The 17,320-nt window shown below is 53.7% G+C and carries 17 protein-coding genes; 6 read left to right on the top strand and 11 right to left on the bottom strand.

Features of this window, described 5'->3' with window-relative positions; all coding sequences use genetic code 11:
* Positions 1-90: 90 nt before the first annotated feature.
* From fabI to crrC, 3 genes are all read right to left on the bottom strand, one after another.
* Complete coding sequence (gene fabI / locus BFV67_RS11825; protein ID WP_003856831.1) at positions 91-879, bottom strand: enoyl-ACP reductase FabI; 789 nt, start codon at positions 877-879, stop codon at positions 91-93.
* Between the two features lie 270 nt (positions 880-1,149).
* Complete coding sequence (locus tag BFV67_RS11820) at positions 1,150-4,245, bottom strand: multidrug efflux RND transporter permease subunit (protein WP_069598384.1); 3,096 nt, start codon at positions 4,243-4,245, stop codon at positions 1,150-1,152.
* A gap of 95 nt (positions 4,246-4,340) precedes the next feature.
* Positions 4,341-4,727, bottom strand: a complete 387-nt coding sequence (gene crrC, locus BFV67_RS11815) for a colistin resistant protein CrrC (protein WP_032635959.1) — start codon at positions 4,725-4,727, stop codon at positions 4,341-4,343.
* Positions 4,728-4,998: 271 nt separating this feature from the next.
* On the opposite strand from crrC, the gene BFV67_RS11810 reads away from it, so the two are divergent.
* Together BFV67_RS11810 and BFV67_RS11805 are read left to right on the top strand one after the other, a co-directional pair.
* Positions 4,999-5,703, top strand: a complete 705-nt coding sequence (locus tag BFV67_RS11810) for a response regulator (RefSeq protein WP_048029776.1) — start codon at positions 4,999-5,001, stop codon at positions 5,701-5,703.
* Entirely contained in the window at positions 5,700-6,764 is a 1,065-nt protein-coding gene (locus tag BFV67_RS11805; protein WP_069598383.1) for an ATP-binding protein, read from the top strand. Before BFV67_RS11810 ends, BFV67_RS11805 begins: the two co-directional genes overlap by 4 nt.
* Here BFV67_RS11805 and BFV67_RS11800 read toward each other — a convergent pair.
* The 8 genes from BFV67_RS11800 to pspF form a co-directional block, all read right to left on the bottom strand.
* Positions 6,745-7,686 (bottom strand): ATP-grasp fold amidoligase family protein, encoded by a 942-nt coding sequence (locus BFV67_RS11800; protein ID WP_069598382.1) that lies wholly within the window; start codon positions 7,684-7,686, stop codon positions 6,745-6,747. The two genes, BFV67_RS11805 and BFV67_RS11800, sit on opposite strands and share 20 nt — an antisense overlap.
* A gap of 148 nt (positions 7,687-7,834) precedes the next feature.
* Positions 7,835-8,641: a putrescine export ABC transporter ATP-binding protein SapF gene (sapF, locus tag BFV67_RS11795; protein WP_008501227.1), complete on the bottom strand. Its 807-nt coding sequence runs from the start codon at positions 8,639-8,641 to the stop codon at positions 7,835-7,837.
* A gap of 1 nt (position 8,642) precedes the next feature.
* A complete protein-coding gene (gene sapD / locus BFV67_RS11790; RefSeq protein WP_008501228.1) occupies positions 8,643-9,635 on the bottom strand; it encodes a putrescine export ABC transporter ATP-binding protein SapD in 993 nt (330 codons plus the stop codon).
* Positions 9,635-10,525: a putrescine export ABC transporter permease SapC gene (gene sapC / locus BFV67_RS11785; protein ID WP_025913072.1), complete on the bottom strand. Its 891-nt coding sequence runs from the start codon at positions 10,523-10,525 to the stop codon at positions 9,635-9,637. The genes sapD and sapC overlap by 1 nt, the downstream gene beginning before the upstream one ends.
* Entirely contained in the window at positions 10,512-11,477 is a 966-nt protein-coding gene (gene sapB / locus BFV67_RS11780; protein WP_008501230.1) for a putrescine export ABC transporter permease SapB, read from the bottom strand. The genes sapC and sapB overlap by 14 nt, the downstream gene beginning before the upstream one ends.
* The gene (sapA, locus tag BFV67_RS11775; protein WP_008501231.1) at positions 11,474-13,114 is read right to left on the bottom strand and encodes an ABC transporter substrate-binding protein SapA; all 1,641 of its coding nucleotides are present in this window, start codon (positions 13,112-13,114) and stop codon (positions 11,474-11,476) included. Before sapA ends, sapB begins: the two co-directional genes overlap by 4 nt.
* Before the next feature lie 988 nt (positions 13,115-14,102).
* Positions 14,103-14,378 (bottom strand): hypothetical protein, encoded by a 276-nt coding sequence (locus BFV67_RS11770; RefSeq protein ID WP_008501233.1) that lies wholly within the window; start codon positions 14,376-14,378, stop codon positions 14,103-14,105.
* A gap of 81 nt (positions 14,379-14,459) precedes the next feature.
* Positions 14,460-15,434, bottom strand: coding sequence for a phage shock protein operon transcriptional activator (gene pspF, locus BFV67_RS11765; RefSeq protein ID WP_039266517.1), 975 nt, complete (start codon positions 15,432-15,434; stop codon positions 14,460-14,462).
* Positions 15,435-15,600: 166 nt separating this feature from the next.
* Between pspF and pspA the strand changes: the two genes are divergently transcribed.
* The 4 genes from pspA to pspD are packed head-to-tail and all read left to right on the top strand — an operon-like array spanning position 15,601 to position 17,139.
* Positions 15,601-16,269, top strand: coding sequence for a phage shock protein PspA (pspA, locus tag BFV67_RS11760; RefSeq protein WP_069598381.1), 669 nt, complete (start codon positions 15,601-15,603; stop codon positions 16,267-16,269).
* Between the two features lie 49 nt (positions 16,270-16,318).
* Complete coding sequence (gene pspB, locus BFV67_RS11755) at positions 16,319-16,543, top strand: envelope stress response membrane protein PspB (RefSeq protein ID WP_008501236.1); 225 nt, start codon at positions 16,319-16,321, stop codon at positions 16,541-16,543.
* Positions 16,543-16,902, top strand: a complete 360-nt coding sequence (pspC, locus tag BFV67_RS11750) for an envelope stress response membrane protein PspC (RefSeq protein WP_008501237.1) — start codon at positions 16,543-16,545, stop codon at positions 16,900-16,902. The genes pspB and pspC overlap by 1 nt, the downstream gene beginning before the upstream one ends.
* A 12-nt stretch (positions 16,903-16,914) precedes the next feature.
* The gene (gene pspD / locus BFV67_RS11745; RefSeq protein ID WP_047745723.1) at positions 16,915-17,139 is read left to right on the top strand and encodes a phage shock protein PspD; all 225 of its coding nucleotides are present in this window, start codon (positions 16,915-16,917) and stop codon (positions 17,137-17,139) included.
* The last annotated feature ends 181 nt before the right edge of the window (positions 17,140-17,320 follow it).

Here is a 17,320-nt window from a genome sequence, read left to right as displayed (position 1 = left end):
TTGTTAGGTGATAACAAATAGCAGAACGGAATAACGAAGGGGTGACGCGGGGGGAAATACTCTCTTCCCGGGCGGGAAGAGAGTCACAGCTTATTTAATTTCCAGCTCGTTCATTGCAGCGATGTTGAAGCCGCCGTCAACGTGAACCACTTCGCCGGAGATACCCGCGGAAAGGTCAGAGCACAGGAATGCTGCAGAGTTACCCACATCTTCAATGGTAACGGTACGACGAATCGGGGTAACCGCTTCGCAGTGTGCCAGCATTTTACGGAAATCTTTAATACCGGAAGCGGCCAGGGTGCGAATTGGACCCGCAGAGATGGCGTTAACGCGCACGCCTTCAGGACCCATTGCGTTCGCCATATAGCGTACGTTGGCTTCCAGAGACGCCTTAGCCAGACCCATAACGTTGTAGTTAGGGATAGCACGTTCTGCGCCCAGGTAGGACAGGGTCAGCAGGGCTGCGCCCGGGTTCAGCATCGCGCGGCAGGATTTCGCCATCGCAACGAAGCTGTAGGAGCTGATGTCGTGCGCGATTTTGAAGCCATCACGGGTTACCGCGTTCACGTAGTCGCCGTCCAGCTGGTCGCCAGGCGCGAAGCCGATGGAGTGAACGAAACCGTCGAATTTCGGCCATGCTTTTGCCAGTTCAGCAAACATGCCGTCGATGCTTTCGTCTTGTGCAACGTCACATTCCAGAACAATGCTGGAACCCAGCTGCGCGGCAAACTCTTCAACACGGCCTTTCAGCTTGTCGTTCTGGTAGGTGAACGCCAGCTCAGCGCCTTCGCGATGCATTGCCTGTGCGATGCCGTATGCGATGGACAGTTTGCTGGCAACGCCAGTCACCAGAATGCGCTTACCGGAAAGAAAACCCATAGCTTTAATCCTTATATTCATTGCTTATTTTGCCTTGTAATTCATAGTGTTACAGGCAGTATTTCAAAATCATTCGAAATTAGCTCGAAATTATAGCCCACTCACGGCCCTTTGTGTCACGATATTTCTCGCACTTCTACGAAGTCGCATGCCCCGAAGAATGCGCCGCGGACTCGCGGGGGCGCGAAATTTCAGCATTCGTCCAGTATATCACCCGGCAACAGCTTCGCCTCATCCAACCAGCGAGGAGGCGCGATCCCTCAAGGGTGTTCACGCTTTCCTGATGTTGCCGATGAAGCGCGCGATAACGATAAAGAAAACCGGTACGAAGAAGATCGCGAGAAGCGTACCGCTAATCATGCCGCCAAATACGCCGGTACCGATGGCGTGCTGCGTACTGTCGCTCGCACCGGTGGCCAGCATCAGAGGAACAACTCCTAAGGTAAAGGCTAACGATGTCATCAGAATGGGGCGCAGACGCTGACTGGCGGCATGAATGGTCGCCGCCAGCAGGGGTTGCCCTTCGCGATGCAGCTGCCTGGCAAACTCCACAATCAGAATGGCGTTCTTGGCCGACAGGCCGATGAGCGTAATCAGACCGACCTTAAAGAACACGTCATTGGTCATACCGGCAACAAACACCGCTATCACCGCGCCGATAAGGCCCAGTGGAACAACCAGCATGACCGCAAAAGGAATAGACCAGCTCTCATACAGGGCGGCGAGCACCATAAACACGACCAGTATCGACAGGGCGATCAGGCCCGGAAGCTGCGATTCCGATTTTATCTCCTGTAGCGAACTCCCGGCCCACTCACCCGCCATGCCCTGAGGCAGGCTCCTGGACAAGCCCTCCATGGCCTTCATTGCGGTGCCGCTGGATACGCCTGACGCCGCACTTCCGGTAATCCGTATAGCAGAATAACCCTGGTAGCGCGTCAACTGCTGCGGCGCAACGTTCCAGGAGATCGTCGCAAACGTTGATACCGGCACCATCTCACCCATCCGGTTTTTCACTGACAGTTTCAGTATCTGCTCGGGCTGCATTCGATAGGGGGCATCGGCCTGAATAATCACCTGTTGAACGCGGCCGTTGTTCGTATAGTCGTTGACGTAATTTGAGCCCAGAGTGACGGAAAGCGTCTGGTTGATTTCATCGAATGAGACGCCCATCGCTTCCGCCTTTTCCCGGTCAATCTGGAGCGCAAGGCTGGTTCCTTCCGGCAGACTGTCTATATAGACATCGCTGAGTTCAGGGCGTTGATTAGCCTGCAGAACCAGCGCGTCGGCGGCCCTCTTTAGAGCGTCATAGCCCGCTCCCGCTCTGTCCTGAACGTACCATGTGAAGCCCGAGGAGGTGCCCATATCCGAAATGGCCGGCGGGAGCAGGCTCATTGTGACGGCATCAGTGACGTTCGTCATGCTGGCCTGTATGTGGTCGGCTTCACCCTGAGCCGTCGAGCCCTGCCGATTTTTCCAGTCCTTCAGCGTGGTGAAGGCCATAGCCGAATTCGGTCCTGAACCTGAAAAGCCAAACCCCAGGATCATAATGTTGCTTTCAATGTCCGGCCGGACCGCAATTTCCGCTTCAAATTTTTTGACCACGTCGAGGGTGCGCTGCATCGTGGCATCAGAAGGCAGCTGGATAGAGGACATAAAGTAGCCCTGATCTTCATCCGGCAGAAAGGACGACGGTAACGAAGACAATCCAACAAACAGCGCCGTGCAGAGCGCAACGTACAGGAGCAGCATACGCCCGGTTCGCTTCAGAACGGCACCCAGCCCGGCTTCGTAACAGACGGTGAGCAAACGGAAGCGCGCGTTAAACCTGGCCGCGAACCTTCCACTTCCGCTCTTTCCTGCTTTGTGCGGCTTGAGTAACGTTGCGCACAGGGCAGGCGTTAGCGTCAGGGCCAGAAACGCGGACAGCAGTATGGAGACCGCCATGGAAATACAAAATTGTCGATAGATAATCCCGACCGAACCCTCAGCAAACCCCATGGGGATAAAGACAGCAGTCAGCACCAGCGTGATCCCAATAATCGCCGGGGCGATCTCCTGCATGGCCTGCCGGGTAGCGTCCCGTGGGGAGAGGCTTTTTTCCGCCATCAGTCGTTCGACGTTCTCCACAACCACAATGGCATCATCAACGATAATCCCTATCGCCAGCACCATGCCGAACATCGTCAGAATATTGATGGAGTATCCGCTCAATAACATCACCGTGAAGGTGCCAAGAAGTGCGACGGGAGCAACAATCGCCGGGATAAGCGTACAGCGTATCTTGTGCAGAAACAGAAGCATCACCAGGAAGACCAGCACCATCGCTTCGACAAAGGTCTGAACCACCTTCATGATAGACAGTTTCACAAACGGCGCGGTATCGAAGGGAACCGTAAACGCCATACCTTCCGGTAGCACCTGGGAAAGCTCGTCGATGCGCGCGCGTACGCCTGAAGCTGTACTCATTGCGTTGGCACCCGGCGACAGCTGGATTGCCGCCGCCGTTGCGGGCACGCCATTTTCGCGGATACCGAAAGCGTAACTTTGCAGGCCGGACTCAACGCGCGCGATGTCGGACAGTTTCAACCTCGCGCCCGATGCATCTGATTTCAGGGTAATGTTACTGAACGCCTCTACCGAAGTGAGTTGCCCCTTCACGGTGATGGGATACGTTACGCCTTGTCCCGCAGATGCTGGTTCATCTCCCGTTTTGCCGGGCGAAACCAGGGCATTTTGCTGGCCAACAGCGGTGAGAACATCGCTCACCGAGAGGCCGTAGCTGTGGAGCTTCATCGGATCCAGCCAGATACGCAGCGCTTTTTCGCCGCCAAACAGCTGAACTTTCCCTACGCCGGGCACGCGACGAAGCTCGTCACTGACGTTTCGGGCAAAATAGTCGCTTAAGTCGGCTTCCTCGAATTGACCGCTGGTGGACTTCAACCCCACCATCATTAAAAATCCAGAATTAGCGGCCTCGACGTTAATGCCGTTTTGTCTTACCGCCTGAGGAAGACGAGGCTCGACGATCTTAATCTGGTTCTGCAGATCCATCTGCGCCAGCTTGATGTCCGTGCCGGGTTTAAACGTGACGGTAATCGATGCCGAACCGGTTGTGTCGCTGGATGATTCGAAGTAGAGCAAATTGTCTACGCCAGAGATTTCGCGCTCGATTAACGATACTACCGACGTATTCATGATATCGGGGCTGGCCCCCGGGTAACTGACGGAAATAATGATGCCCGGCGGTGCCACCGCCGGATACTGCGCAACCGGCAAACGAGGAATAGACAGGAGACCCGTCAGGACGATAAACAGCGCCACAACCCAGGCGAAAATGGGACGTTCGATAAAAAAATGAGGCATTGGGTTATTTTTGTGCAAAAGAGTGAGGCAGAGACTCTACCGCGCACCTGTTTAGCGGAAGTGGGCGGTTTATGGAGGCCGTGTGGAGCAAGGGCTCAGATCATTCTCATAATGAGGTACAGCGGTGCTCCACCAAAAAAAATGATCAAATAACATTCATAGTAAAAGATCAGATCCTCAATATCTGGCATCGCGTTTAACAGCACGGTGAACGTAATAATGAGATAAACAAAAATCACCATCAGCCAGAAGGCGATGATAAGAAGTTCAATGAACGCGCCGGCTTTATTTTGTATGACCAGAGAAACCACTGACAATGCGATGCAGCCATAGATAAGGGGTGAAGAGAGCAGCGTCGAGGCGACTTTCTCATCCACTCTGTGTACCAGCATCAGCCAGGTATAAAGTAATCCCCACGACAGCAGCAGAAACAGGAAATATATACCCAGTTTTTTAGGAGAAAAATATTTAGAAAGTTCCATGTTCATTATTTCAGCCAACTTCATAAAAACTTTAAGAAACAGTGGTAATTTGCAGCCCGCAATGCACAACGCGTTATGCCTCATTAGCGATTTTGAACGGACATTGTCGAGTCTTTATTGACTGAATGTGTAGGCTGTGTGGAGAAATAACCGGGCATTTAAATCAACCGGGAAATTTTCGTGACTACGGCACTTTTTCCCGGAGGCTGTGTCTTATTGTGCTCAAGATATCTGATAGCGTGCTTAAAGGGATTTCACCCGCGGAGATAATATGAACAAAAATACGCTGATCCTTGTTGTTGAAGATGAAGACGAAATCGCCGATATACTGATGAGCTACTTAGAGCGTTCGGGAATGAAAACGCTCAGGGCCAGGCAGGGCGAGCAGGCGATAACGCTCAATCGCCTCCATAAACCGGATCTCATCTTGCTGGACATTCACCTGCCCGTGTGTGACGGCTGGAGCGTGCTTACCACGCTTCGCCATGAAAGCGCTGTCCCCGTCATTATGGTTTCCGCTCTCGATCAGGACGTCGATAAACTTATGGGTCTGAGGCTCGGCGCGGATGATTACGTCATCAAACCCTTCAACCCTTCGGAAGTTGTCGCACGGGTTGAGGCGGTGCTGCGTAGAACAAAGCCTGCGCTTCAGCAGGCGGGGGCCATGCCGCTCAGAACGCCATTCATTACGGTCTATCCGGATGATTTCTACGTGGAGGTTACTGCGGGGCCCGAGGTTATCTCCCCGGTCTTAACGACGACCGAATTTAAATTGCTTTCTTACCTGGTGCGGTATCCGCGCAAGGTCTGTTCCCGTGAAGAGTTGCTCAACGCGTGTTTGCCGGAAGGCGATACGCTCGACAGAACCGTCGACAGCCATATGAGCAAGCTGAGAAAAAAACTGGAGCTGGCCGGTCTTTATGGCGTTCCCGAGAGCATCAGGGGCATGGGTTACCGGCTTGGGGAAAAGAAATGAATAAAGAGTCTGTCCTGAGTCGTCAGATCTTAACGTATATGCTATTGCTGACGTTTACGATAATTGCCATCGCCATACTGGGCTCCTGGTTTTTTTACTCCTTTATTCTGGATCATCTTCCCGGCGGCCCTGCTGCGGGCGATGACGAGCAGATGACGATGTGGGACTGGGTATGGATTGGGACCGCGACAACGATCAGCCTGATCATTGCCGTATTCTTTACGATCAAACTTTCATCGCGAATACTCACCCCGCTAAACGCGGTCGCGTCCAGCCTGAAAAAAATTTCTCAGGGCGATCTGGACGCCAGGGCATTCTGTGCCAGTTCCCGGCTGGGAGAGATCAATCACCTGGTTACGGATTTCAATGAAATGGCAGAAAAGCTGCAAACGCTGGATATCCAGCGGAAATCCTGGAATGCTGCGATTGCGCATGAACTCAGAACCCCGGTCACCATTTTACGCGGAAGGCTTCAGGGGCTGGTTGACGGGGTGTTTACCCCGGACCCGGTGCTGTTTACTAACCTCCTCAAACAGACGGAAGGATTAACCCGTCTGATTGAAGATCTCCGGGTTATCAGTTCAGATGGCGGGGCAGGATACTCGTTATACCAGGCCAGAACGGATCTGAAAGGGACAATACAGGACGCGCTCGATACCTTCATGCCCGAGTTCAACCGTAAGGCATTTACCGTCCATACTGAACTGAGGGAGCAGCAGTGCGTATTCGATCCCTTACGCATCAATCAGTGTCTGACCGTTTTATTTGACAATGCCTTACACTATTCAACTTCGCGCAAGCTCACGGTTAAAAATGGTGTTTCGGATAAAGGCAATTTTATCCTGATTCAGGATGGGGGACCTGGTATCCCCAGGGAGTTTCATGACTTCCTGTTTCAGCCCTTTCAGCGCGATAACGGCGCCAGACAGTTGAACCCGGAAGGCTGTGGTTTGGGCTTGTCGGTGGTAAAAGCCATCATGCTGGCGCATGGTGGCGATGTTACCTATACCTTATCAACGCAAAACCACTCGATATTTAAACTCACCTGGCCCGACTCGTGAGCGTCAGCGGCAGGTCAAATGTGCCTGCCGGCGGTAAATGCCATATTTTTCCTAGCTTAGCATCCCATTCCAGCGGGGTAATCGACAGTTTACCGCGTCTCGGGCTTAAGGTTATTTCACTGAAATAGATTTCATCTTTTTTTAGCATGAGGTCAACGCGGCAGTAGTCAATACCATCCGCCAGCTCCTGGGATGCCAGCAACGCTTGCCGGAACATGGCCGGTTCGCCTGGCGCCAACGGTGTATTCGGATATTCCATCTGAAAGGGTTGTAAGTTCCAGTACCTGTCGTAAACGTTGATGAAACCTTTGCCGCTGTCATCCGTAAAATCCGCTTCAACATAGTGGGCAACGCCATGAAAGCAATGGTTCCTCAGCATTTCGGGCGCTGTGTTCCTGTTTGCATCATCGAAGAGATCGACAAACGGTTCGCAAAGTATTTTTGGCGTAATGTTTTTGTACTGCCATTCGCGCGTGATGTAGTACATATTTTTCTTTAACGCGAGACTGAGTTTTTTACACGCCTCCCTGACGTTAAATTGCGCTTTGTTCGTACATATTATTGTGCTGCCACTGTCATGGTTGCACTTAAGGACAAATTTTTCAGGGAGCGTCGAAAAATCAATCTGGGACACCTTACTGTAGACGCCGAGTAATGGCACCGTTTTCGCACGCGTTGTTCTGGAGATTACGTATTCCCGAACGGCGAGTTTATCGGCAAGCAGGGTATAGACGTTATTGTGGTCATAGACCAGACGATGACATATTTTTTCACTCAACGTCGTGGGGGATTTAATGTCAGGGTGCTTCCCCGATTTTTTCTTGAGCCTCACAGTATGAAAGTTCAGGTCCGTCATTAAAAATGAACGACATTTTCTGATGAGGTACTCGGTATATTTGAGAACGTAAGTGGCGTTGTTCATTTCTTCTCCTTCGTAATGTCCGGATATTCTGGAGAAGAACTGTTGATGTATTTTGCTGAGAATATGGAGCAGCAATGGAGATGAAAAAGTTAAGGATTAAACAGCGTGTTAAGGCTATTTAATCCTTATTATGCGGTGCAACGTTTGTTTACCGATCTTTGCGCCACGCATCGGCCGTCAATGCTTCACCGAAATGCCCGGCTATCAGCCGTTTTGTCAGCTCGTGAAGCGGGGAGGCCATCACATCCGCCGTGCTGCCGCGTTCGACCACTTCACCCTGGTGCATAACCATCACCTGATCGCTGATGTGCTTCATCATCCCCAGATGCTGGGTGACGTAGATATACGAGATGCCCTGTTTTTCCTGTAATTCCAGCATCAGGTTAATCAGCTGTGAACGCATCGACATATCCAGCGAGGCAAGCGCTTCGTCAGCAATGATCACTTTCGGGCGCAAAATTAACGCACGCGCCAGACCCAGACGCTGTTTCTGGCCGGGAGCCAGCATGTGCGGGTAGTAGCTTTCGTGGTCCGGTAATAGCCCAACCATGCGCAGTGTTTCGAAGATACGCTTGCGGCGCGCCTCGGGCTCCAGGTCAGTGTTCAGACGCAGCGGAAAATCGAGGATCTGCGAAATGCGCTGGCGTGGGTTGAGCGAGGTCGACGGATCCTGAAAGATCATGCGGATGCGCTGGCTGCGGAAAGAGTAATCCCCGAACGTCAGAGGGTGATCGTCAATCAATACTTCCCCAGCCGTAGGTTCAACCATGCCGGCGAGCATTTTCGCCAGGGTGGATTTCCCGGAACCGTTCTCGCCGATGATTGCCAGGGTCTGTTTTTCACGCAGGGTAAAGCTGAGCGGTTTTACCGCGTCGACAGTTTGACGATGAAACAGCCCCGTGCGGTAGCGAAAGGTCTTACTCAGGTTGCGGACTTCCAGCAAGGTTTCGACCATTTCACTCTCTCTCCATGTTCAGCGGGAAATGACAGGCGTAAAGATGATTTTTGGCCCCGGTCAGGCGTGGCGTCTCGATACATTTACGCTGCGCATACGGGCAACGCGGCCCCAGACGACAGCCTATCGGCAACGATTCCAGCAGCGGAATCGCCCCGGGCAGGGTATTCAGGCGGCTCTTATGCGGCATGGCGCTGCCAAAATCGGGAATAGCGCGGATTAGCGCCTGCGTATACGGATGGTGCGGCGCGGTGATCAGGTCTTCACTCGGCGCGGTTTCGACCGTTTGTCCGCAGTACATCACGTCAATCTTATCCGCCCATTTGCTGAGCATTTGCAGGTCATGGCTGATCAGCAAAATGGTGGTGTTGTTGTTCTGGTTAAGACGCGACAGCAGGCGGAAAATTTGCGCCTGCGTGGTGGGCTCCATCGCGTTCGTCGGTTCATCCGCAATCAGCAAACGCGGCTGATTGGCCAGCGCGATGGCAATCATCACTTTCTGACATTCACCGTCGGTCAGCTCGTACGGGAAGCTGCGCATCGCATCTTTGTGATCTTTAATCCCGACGCGGTGTAAAAGCTCAATGGCGCGACGCTTGCGCCAGCCCACGCGCTGCCACCAGCGGCCTTTATAGGTCCAGCCGGGGATGTTCTGCATCAGCTGTTTGCCCACGCGCTCGGACGGGTCGAGACAGGACTGCGGCTCCTGGAAAATCATCGAGACGTTATGCCCGACCAGCTTACGCCGCTCGCGGGGAGAGAGGCGCAGCAGGTCGATATCATCAAACCGCATACGGTCTGCGGTGACGCGCCAGTTATCTTTCGCCACGCCGCAGATGGCTTTGGCGATCAGGCTTTTGCCTGAGCCGGATTCCCCCACCAGCCCGCGAATTTCACCCTCCGCGAGGGTGATGCTGATGCGATCGACGGCTTTAACCCAGCCTTCACCGGTTTTGAATTCAATGGTGAGGTTGCGAATATCAAGAAGCGGCATTATTGCACCCCCGCGTTAATTGCACGGCGAATACCGTCGCCCAGCAGGTTGATCAGCAGCACGCTCACCATGATGGCCGCACCCGGCAGCATAACCGTCCACGGCGCCACGTAAATTAACTCCAGCGCGTCACCGAGCATCGCACCCCATTCGGGCGACGGCAGCTGCGCGCCGAGGTCGAGAAAGCCGAGCGCCGCGATGTCCAGAATCGCCATCGACAGGGCGCGGGTGATCTCGGTGACCAGCCCGGACGCGATGTTAGGCAGCACGGCAAACCACAGGATGTTGAAGGTGGTCGCGCCGTCCAGACGCGCAGCGACGACATACTCTTTTTCCAGCTCGTCATGCACCATGCTGTAAACCGAGCGCACGATGCGGGGCAGGATAGCCAGCCAGACGGCGAACATGGCATGCGACAGGTGCGGACCGGCAAAGGCAACTACAACGATCGCCAGCAGCAGAGACGGAATCGACAGCAACGTATCCAGAATGTGGTTAAGCACCGCCGAGCGCAGGCCATGCGTGGATCCCGCAAAAATACCCAGCGCCAGCCCGCAGATCGTGGCCGCGAGCGTCACCACAAACGCGCCGCCCACCGTCGGGGCCGCACCGCTCAGCAGGCGGCTCAACACGTCACGTCCGAGGTCGTCCGTTCCCAGGAAGAAGGAGACCTCTCCGTAGCGCGACCAGGACGGCGGCAGCAGTTGATAGCCAAGGAACTGCTGGTCAATGCCGTACGGCGCAAACCAGGAGCCAAAGACACAGAGCAACACCAGACCGGCGCAGCCATAAAGGCCGATCATTGCCGTGGTATCACCATAGAATTTACGCCACACGGTACGCAGCACACCGGGCGTGCGCTTTTCACTGTATACGTTATCGTAGGGCATACCATTCCTTATGCTTCAACGGGTTAGCCATGGCACCCAGAATATCGGACAACACGTTAACAATAATCACCAGCGAACCAATCACCATCACCCCTGCGGAAATCGCGGCGTAGTCCTGCTGGCGGATAGCGTTAATCAGCCACCGCCCGAGGCCCGGCCAGCTAAAGACCATCTCGGTGATCATGGCCAGCGTCAGCATGGTGGAAAACTGTAATCCCAGACGCGGAATAACCGGCGGCAGGGCGTTGTGCAGGACGTTGCGGCGCAGTATGGTCAGGCGCGACAGTCCGCGCGTGGCGGCGGCTTTGACATAGTTCTGGTCAAAGACCTCGATGGTGCTCAGGCGCATCAGGCGGATCACTTCGGTTGTTGGCGCAACCGCCAGCGTCAGCACCGGCAGCACCATATGGCGCAGGGCGCTGACGATCATCTCGTGACGCCACACCGAATCAGACAGCCACGCATCGATGATGGCAAAGCCCGTCACCGATTTAACCGTGTAGAGCAGGTCAAAACGGCCAGAAACCGGTAGCCAGCCCATCGTCAGCGAGAAGAAAAGCGTCAGCAGAAGCGCCAGCCAGAAGACCGGGATGGAGAAGCCAAGCAGGGCGAGGGCGCTGATAAACTTATCCTGCCATTTGTTGCGATATATCCCGGCCAGCATGCCCACGGGGATCCCGACCATCAGGGCAAACCCGAAGGCCAGAATGCACAGCTCCATCGTGGCCGGGAAAACCTCTTTCAACTGCTCGGAAATCAGCTGCCCGTTAATGCTGGATACGCCGAAATCCCAGTGCAGCAGCCCGTTAAACCAGAAGAGCCAGGCATCCCACAGCGACGATCCCTGGAGCGGGGCGTGGGGCGTGAAATAGCTCAGGCTAAACCCGACAAAGTTCAGGAAAAAGAGCGTCACCAGCAGCAACAGGAGCCGACGCAAGGTAAAAATAATCATGGTTTTTTCACCTCTTGTTCTTTTTCACGCGACACGCCGGCGAACGAGGCGTTGCCAAACGGGCTCAGCACCAGGCCTTTAATATCATAGCGATACGCCTGAAGGCGCAGGGAAGAGGCCAGCGGCAGCACCGGGAGTTCCTGGGCAAGGATTTTCTGCGCTTCGTCATAGGCGTCGATGCGCGAGGCCAGCTGTTGGGAAGCCAGCGCTTTTTGCAGCACGGCGTCAAACTCCCGGTTACACCAGTGGGCGTAGTTGGTCTGTGAGTTTATCGCCGCACAGCTCAGCAGCGGCCGGAAGAAGCTGTCCGGATCGTTACTGTCGGTCGCCCAGCCGGTGAGGGTTAAATCATGATTCATGTCCATCAGGCGCGCCTCCTGGAAACGGCCTTCAACCGGTACGATGATCACTTTTACGCCCACCTGCGCCATATCCGCCTGCAGCAGTTCGGCGGTCTTGAGCGGGCTCGGGTTCCACGCCTGGGAGCTGGTGGGCACCCAAAGCTGCAGCGTAAGGTTTTCTGCGCCCAGCGCTTTCAGCTGTTCACGCGCTTTTGCCGGATTGTATTCCGTAATTTTAGCCTCACCGTCGTAGGCCCACGAGGCGCGCGGTAAAATTGAGGCGGCGGTTTCCGCCGTACCGTAATAAATCGACTGCATCAGGCGCTGGTTGTTGATAGCCAACGCAAGGGCGTGACGAACGGCAGGGTTATTCAACGGCGGCTTATCGGTGTTAAAGGCCAGATACGCGATGTTCATCCCCGGGCGTAGCGTCAGACGCAGGCGCGGATCGTCGCGCAAAATCGTGAGCTGGCTGGCGGCAGGCCAGGCGAGTACGTCGCATTCTCCGGTGAGCAGCTTCGACAGTCGCCCCGTTCCGCCGGAACCCAGATCGACCACCACCTGCGGCATCAGCGGCGTGCCGCGCCAGAAATGTTCGTGGCGCTGCAGACGAATATATTGCCCGGCGCGGTATTCGGCCAGCTGGAACGGACCGGTGCCGACCGGCTGGCGATCGAGCAGTTCCTGACGATCTTTTTTCGTCAGCTTCGCCGCGTATTCGGCCGACATGACGGACGCATAGTGGGTTGCCAGATGCCACAGGAATGAGGCATCCGGGCGCGTCAGCGTGAATTCAACCGTGCGGTTGTCCAGCTTGCGCACGCTTTTCACGGTGTCGGCAAACTGCAGGCTGTCGAAATAGGGGAAATTGCTGCCGTTAACGTTATGCCACGGGTGATTGCGGTTGAAGATACGCTGGAAGGTGAAGACCACGTCATCCGCATTCAGCTTGCGCGAGGGGGTAAACCACGGCGTACGCTGAAACGCGACATCATCGCGCAGGTGAAAACGGTAGGTTGCGCCGTTATCCAGCACTTCCCAGCTTTCCGCAAGCTCGGGCACGAGACGGTAAGTGTACGGGTCTACATCCAGCAGACGATCGTAAAGCTGCGCGGCAAGGGTATCCACAATCAGGCCGCTGCCCGCTTTTTGCGGGTTGAAGGTATCCACCTGGCCGCTTACGCAATAGACGAAGCCGCTGTCACGAATGTCAGGCTGCGGCGTTTGCCCGGGCGCGGCAAAGGCCTGGCTGCTAAACAGACCAAGTGCAAAAAAGGACGATAAAACCAGACGCATAATTTTTAAGGTATTAAATATGAAGTGGCTATCCTACTAATTTTAAACGACATTATCCAGTATCGTTTAAGCCTGAGGGCATAATGGGGGCAGTAACGTTTGCAGTCGGTCACTCAGCGTCACAACCCGATGCACGTTCATACCTGCAATCCACTTTGAATATACCTCATGGACTATCTTAGCATTTTCGTGGCGTATCTGACTCGCTATAAACGAAGGATTTAACCCGGCAGACAGGGTTTCGCAAAGTCGGTCGGTATAGTTACGTCTTCGCTGGGTAAAATGACAGGAATGCAGGGTACATTCCAGGTGCGATATCATTTTAATTGTAATATGTGTCTGATATATTATGTTTTTTTTACTAAAGTAAAACAAATTATGGCATTCAGACTACCCGCCAAACGCGAAGTGTTTGCATACTTTTGCCTGGGATTATGGTTTTACGGGATGTGTCGGCTTGACATCTATACAAGCGATGCGTACTTGATAGAACCAGGTTCTGTTTATTGGTGAATTATCTTGATTTCAGTCGCTATAGGTGCCTTTGTATCATGGCGCGTTTCGTCACGCGTCAAAAGCAAAGAGAGTAAACTGGAGCGCGTTAAGTTTTCCTGGCTTGTTTTGTGTTTGTAGTGGGTGTCGTATCTTTCACACTCTGGGAAAGCACTGAAGCAATCATCGTTTCAAGTGCAACGCAAACAGTTAGCGGAACTTACCCTTTCAGGATGAACTACCCAGGACCTTCATGCGGAAAACATTGCCGTTGCAGGGTTGGGGTTGTCTATTATGACGAATTCTTAAAGCGTGAAATTGAATTCTGCCAGTGGGATGACGCTTCGTCTTTTTTCTACACAGACTCTATTCGTGTGGTCAAAAAAGTCAATGCTCACGGCGGTAAAATAATAAGCCATGAGGCAATTCACTAATTCAAAAGAGTGTCCTGAGATAGCTACATAATGAATAATAAGAGTGCCCAGAAGCAAGCGCATCACTGGAATAGTGAGCTTAGTGTCTTGAAAATAAAGTTTTTTTGATCAAGTGAAATGATGCCGACAGCTAAAAGTAACGAACCACCGCTCGCCATGGTTAAAAGGTTAAAATAGAATTTCCAGGGGTGTTTAGAGCAATAAACATAATACTTCTCATAGGTTCCGTTGAGCCAGCCAATAAAAACTCCTGTCCTCAGAGCTTTACTTGTATGCCAGATGTAGAAAATACCGCCTAAGCAGAATGCGAGAGAAATCAAAAAATCTAAAATAGCCATCTTAATAATATCCTTATTCTTCTTGATTCATCTATTGCTTTTTTTTCATAAAATAAGTGAATTTTAAAGTGATAGACACTGTCATCGCATTTGATGCTTTTTGAGCAATGCCCTTAACTGATGGTAGGTCAAACCCAGCAGTTCAGCCGCCCGTTTCTGGTTGTATTTCGCCATCTTTAGGCTTTGCTCCAGCAGCTGTTTCTCCTGGTCGTGCTGGAACTGGCGCAGATCAAGGGGAAGAGCAGGGGCGTCGCCTCGAGACGTTGGTGCGGACGGCGGCGCGCTGCGCTGAAAAGGATCGATAATAATGTTGTCCAGCTCCGTCTCGCTGCTGCCGTGGCGATAGACGGAACGCTCCACGACGTTTTTCAACTCGCGGATATTGCCCGGCCAGTGGTACGCGAGCAGCGTCTCCCGAGCATAATCGCTGAAGCCGGGGAACAGCGGCAGTCCGAGCTCGCGGCACATCTGAATCGCAAACTGGTCTGCCAGCAGCATAATGTCGCTTCTTCGCTCGCGCAGCGGAGGAAGCTGCACGACGTCAAAGGCCAGGCGGTCGAGCAGGTCGGCACGGAATGTTTCCTCCGCCACCCTCTCCGGCAGGTTGGCATTCGTGGCGCACACCAGGCGCACGTTTACCTGGAGCGGCTGGCTACCGCCGACGCGCTCCAGCTCGCCGTACTCAATCACGCGCAGCAGTTTCTCCTGCACCAGCATGGGCGCGGTGGCCAGCTCATCAAGAAACAGCGTACCGCCGTCGGCGCGCTCAAAGCGTCCGGGATGGCGTTTCTGGGCGCCGGTAAACGCGCCCGCTTCATGGCCGAAGAGCTCGGTGTCGAGCAGGTTTTCATTCAGCGCCGCGCAGTTAAGGGAAATGAAGGGGCCGTCCCAGCGCCCGGATAAGTAGTGCAGACGGTTGGCGATGAGTTCCTTACCCGTACCGCGCTCGCCAATAATCAGCACCGGTTTATTGAGCGGCGCCAGGCGAGACACCTGTTCCAGCACTTCCAGAAAACTGTTTGCTTCGCCGAGTAAATTGTCTTTGTATCCGGGCATGATGAAATTAACCACTCCTTAGCGATATTCACCAGGTAAGAATAGTTCTTTGCTGCATAAAAATCAATCAGCTCTTGTTAAATCAATAAGATAAAAAATTGGCACGGGAATTGTATTATCCATACAGCAGGGCATTGCCCGATAACAGAACTATGAGGAGTCAATTATGGGTATTTTTTCTCGTTTTGCCGACATCGTGAACGCCAACATCAACTCACTGCTGGAGAAAGCGGAAGATCCGCAGAAGCTGGTGCGTCTGATGATTCAGGAGATGGAAGACACGCTGGTTGAAGTCCGCTCTACCTCCGCCCGCGCGCTGGCTGAGAAAAAACAGCTTACGCGTCGTATTGAACAGGCCACCGCTCAGCTGAACGAATGGCAGGAAAAAGCTGAACTCGCGCTGCGCAAAGACAAAGAGGATCTGGCCCGTGCGGCGCTGATCGAAAAACAGAAGCTGGCAGAGTTGGTCGCTACGCTCGAGCATGAAGTGACCCTGGTGGATGACACGCTCACCCGCATGAAGAAAGAGATTGGCGAGCTGGAAAACAAGCTGAGCGAAACCCGCGCGCGTCAGCAGGCGCTGACTCTGCGTCACCAGGCGGCAAGCTCCTCCCGCGACGTGCGTCGTCAGCTTGACAGCGGTAAGCTGGATGAAGCGATGGCCCGTTTTGAATCGTTTGAGCGTCGTATCGACCAGATGGAAGCGGAAGCCGAAAGCTACGGCATCGGTAAGCAAAAGTCCCTGGATCAGCAGTTCGCTGATCTCAAGGCCGATGATGAAATCAGCGAGCAGCTGGCGGCACTGAAAGCCAAAATGAAGCAAGACAACCAATAATAATGCCTGCGGCACCTGAACGTGCCGCATCGTAAGACAAGGAGTACACATGAGCGCGCTTTTTCTGGCTATTCCCCTGACGATTTTCGTGCTGTTCGTTTTGCCGATTTGGTTATGGCTGCACTACAGCAACCGTTCCTCACGGGGCGAACTTTCCCAGAGTGAACAACAGCGTCTGATACAGCTCTCCGATGAGGCGAACAAAATGCGTGAACGCATTCAGGCGCTGGAAGCCATCCTGGATGCTGAACATCCAAACTGGAGGGACCGTTAATGTCTGGACTGAATCTGAACAAAAAGCTGTGGCGAATTCCACAGCAGGGCATGGTGCGCGGCGTCTGCGCCGGGCTGGCTCACTATCTTGACGTCCCGGTTAAGCTGGTACGCGTGGTGACGGTGCTGTCGATCTTCTTCGGTCTGGCATTTATTACCCTGGTCGCGTACATCGTGTTGTCGTTTGTGCTTGACCCAATGCCGGAGGGAGAACTGGCGGCGGAAGGGGCTCCCACCAGCAGCGATCTCCTCAATGCTGTGGATGCGCAACTCGCCGCCGGTGAGAAGCGGTTACGGGAAATGGAACGTTATGTCACATCCGATACCTTTACGCTGAGAAGTCGTTTCCGTCAGCTTTAAGAGAGAAAAGAGATGAAACAACACTGGCAACAGGCCGGTCAGAAGGTAAAACCCGGCCTGAAAATCGCAGGTAAGCTGGTCCTGATGACCGCGTTACGTTACGGTCCGGCTGGGGTAGCGGGGTGGGCGATTAAATCGGTTGCCCGCAAGCCGCTCAGAATGGTACTGGCCGTGGCGCTCGAACCGCTGTTGCAAAAGGTGGCGAAACGGCTGTCACGCCGCTACTTATCCCAGTAGTTTCCGCTCGCAGCAGCCCTTTCTCTTCCAGGAGAGGGGCTGGCGATGATTACCCGCACTTCCTCATTTCACCTGCTTTCTTTGCGGCAGCTCACAATATTGCGCTGAGCTGCTTTGCAATCGCATTTTTCTCCTGCCCGGTCCGTTGACAGATATTTTTCATGGGAGTAGATTGCCATTC

It is taken from the genome of Enterobacter roggenkampii (assembly GCF_001729805.1).
Classification (GTDB): domain Bacteria; phylum Pseudomonadota; class Gammaproteobacteria; order Enterobacterales; family Enterobacteriaceae; genus Enterobacter; species Enterobacter roggenkampii.
The sequence above is the reverse complement of the archived record's forward strand: the minus strand, read 5'-3'. Positions and strand labels throughout refer to the sequence as shown.

What these genes read in the sequence shown, in the direction of transcription:
- fabI (WP_003856831.1), bottom strand. Translation starts at nt 879, where the DNA reads ATGGGTTTTCTTTCCGGTAAGCGCATTCTGGTGACTGGCGTTGCCAGC.
- BFV67_RS11820 (WP_069598384.1), bottom strand. Translation starts at nt 4,245, where the DNA reads ATGCCTCATTTTTTTATCGAACGTCCCATTTTCGCCTGGGTTGTGGCG.
- crrC (WP_032635959.1), bottom strand. Translation starts at nt 4,727, where the DNA reads ATGGAACTTTCTAAATATTTTTCTCCTAAAAAACTGGGTATATATTTC.
- BFV67_RS11810 (WP_048029776.1), top strand. Translation starts at nt 4,999, where the DNA reads ATGAACAAAAATACGCTGATCCTTGTTGTTGAAGATGAAGACGAAATC.
- BFV67_RS11805 (WP_069598383.1), top strand. Translation starts at nt 5,700, where the DNA reads ATGAATAAAGAGTCTGTCCTGAGTCGTCAGATCTTAACGTATATGCTA.
- BFV67_RS11800 (WP_069598382.1), bottom strand. Translation starts at nt 7,686, where the DNA reads ATGAACAACGCCACTTACGTTCTCAAATATACCGAGTACCTCATCAGA.
- sapF (WP_008501227.1), bottom strand. Translation starts at nt 8,641, where the DNA reads ATGGTCGAAACCTTGCTGGAAGTCCGCAACCTGAGTAAGACCTTTCGC.
- sapD (WP_008501228.1), bottom strand. Translation starts at nt 9,635, where the DNA reads ATGCCGCTTCTTGATATTCGCAACCTCACCATTGAATTCAAAACCGGT.
- sapC (WP_025913072.1), bottom strand. Translation starts at nt 10,525, where the DNA reads ATGCCCTACGATAACGTATACAGTGAAAAGCGCACGCCCGGTGTGCTG.
- sapB (WP_008501230.1), bottom strand. Translation starts at nt 11,477, where the DNA reads ATGATTATTTTTACCTTGCGTCGGCTCCTGTTGCTGCTGGTGACGCTC.
- sapA (WP_008501231.1), bottom strand. Translation starts at nt 13,114, where the DNA reads ATGCGTCTGGTTTTATCGTCCTTTTTTGCACTTGGTCTGTTTAGCAGC.
- BFV67_RS11770 (WP_008501233.1), bottom strand. Translation starts at nt 14,378, where the DNA reads ATGGCTATTTTAGATTTTTTGATTTCTCTCGCATTCTGCTTAGGCGGT.
- pspF (WP_039266517.1), bottom strand. Translation starts at nt 15,434, where the DNA reads ATGCCCGGATACAAAGACAATTTACTCGGCGAAGCAAACAGTTTTCTG.
- pspA (WP_069598381.1), top strand. Translation starts at nt 15,601, where the DNA reads ATGGGTATTTTTTCTCGTTTTGCCGACATCGTGAACGCCAACATCAAC.
- pspB (WP_008501236.1), top strand. Translation starts at nt 16,319, where the DNA reads ATGAGCGCGCTTTTTCTGGCTATTCCCCTGACGATTTTCGTGCTGTTC.
- pspC (WP_008501237.1), top strand. Translation starts at nt 16,543, where the DNA reads ATGTCTGGACTGAATCTGAACAAAAAGCTGTGGCGAATTCCACAGCAG.
- pspD (WP_047745723.1), top strand. Translation starts at nt 16,915, where the DNA reads ATGAAACAACACTGGCAACAGGCCGGTCAGAAGGTAAAACCCGGCCTG.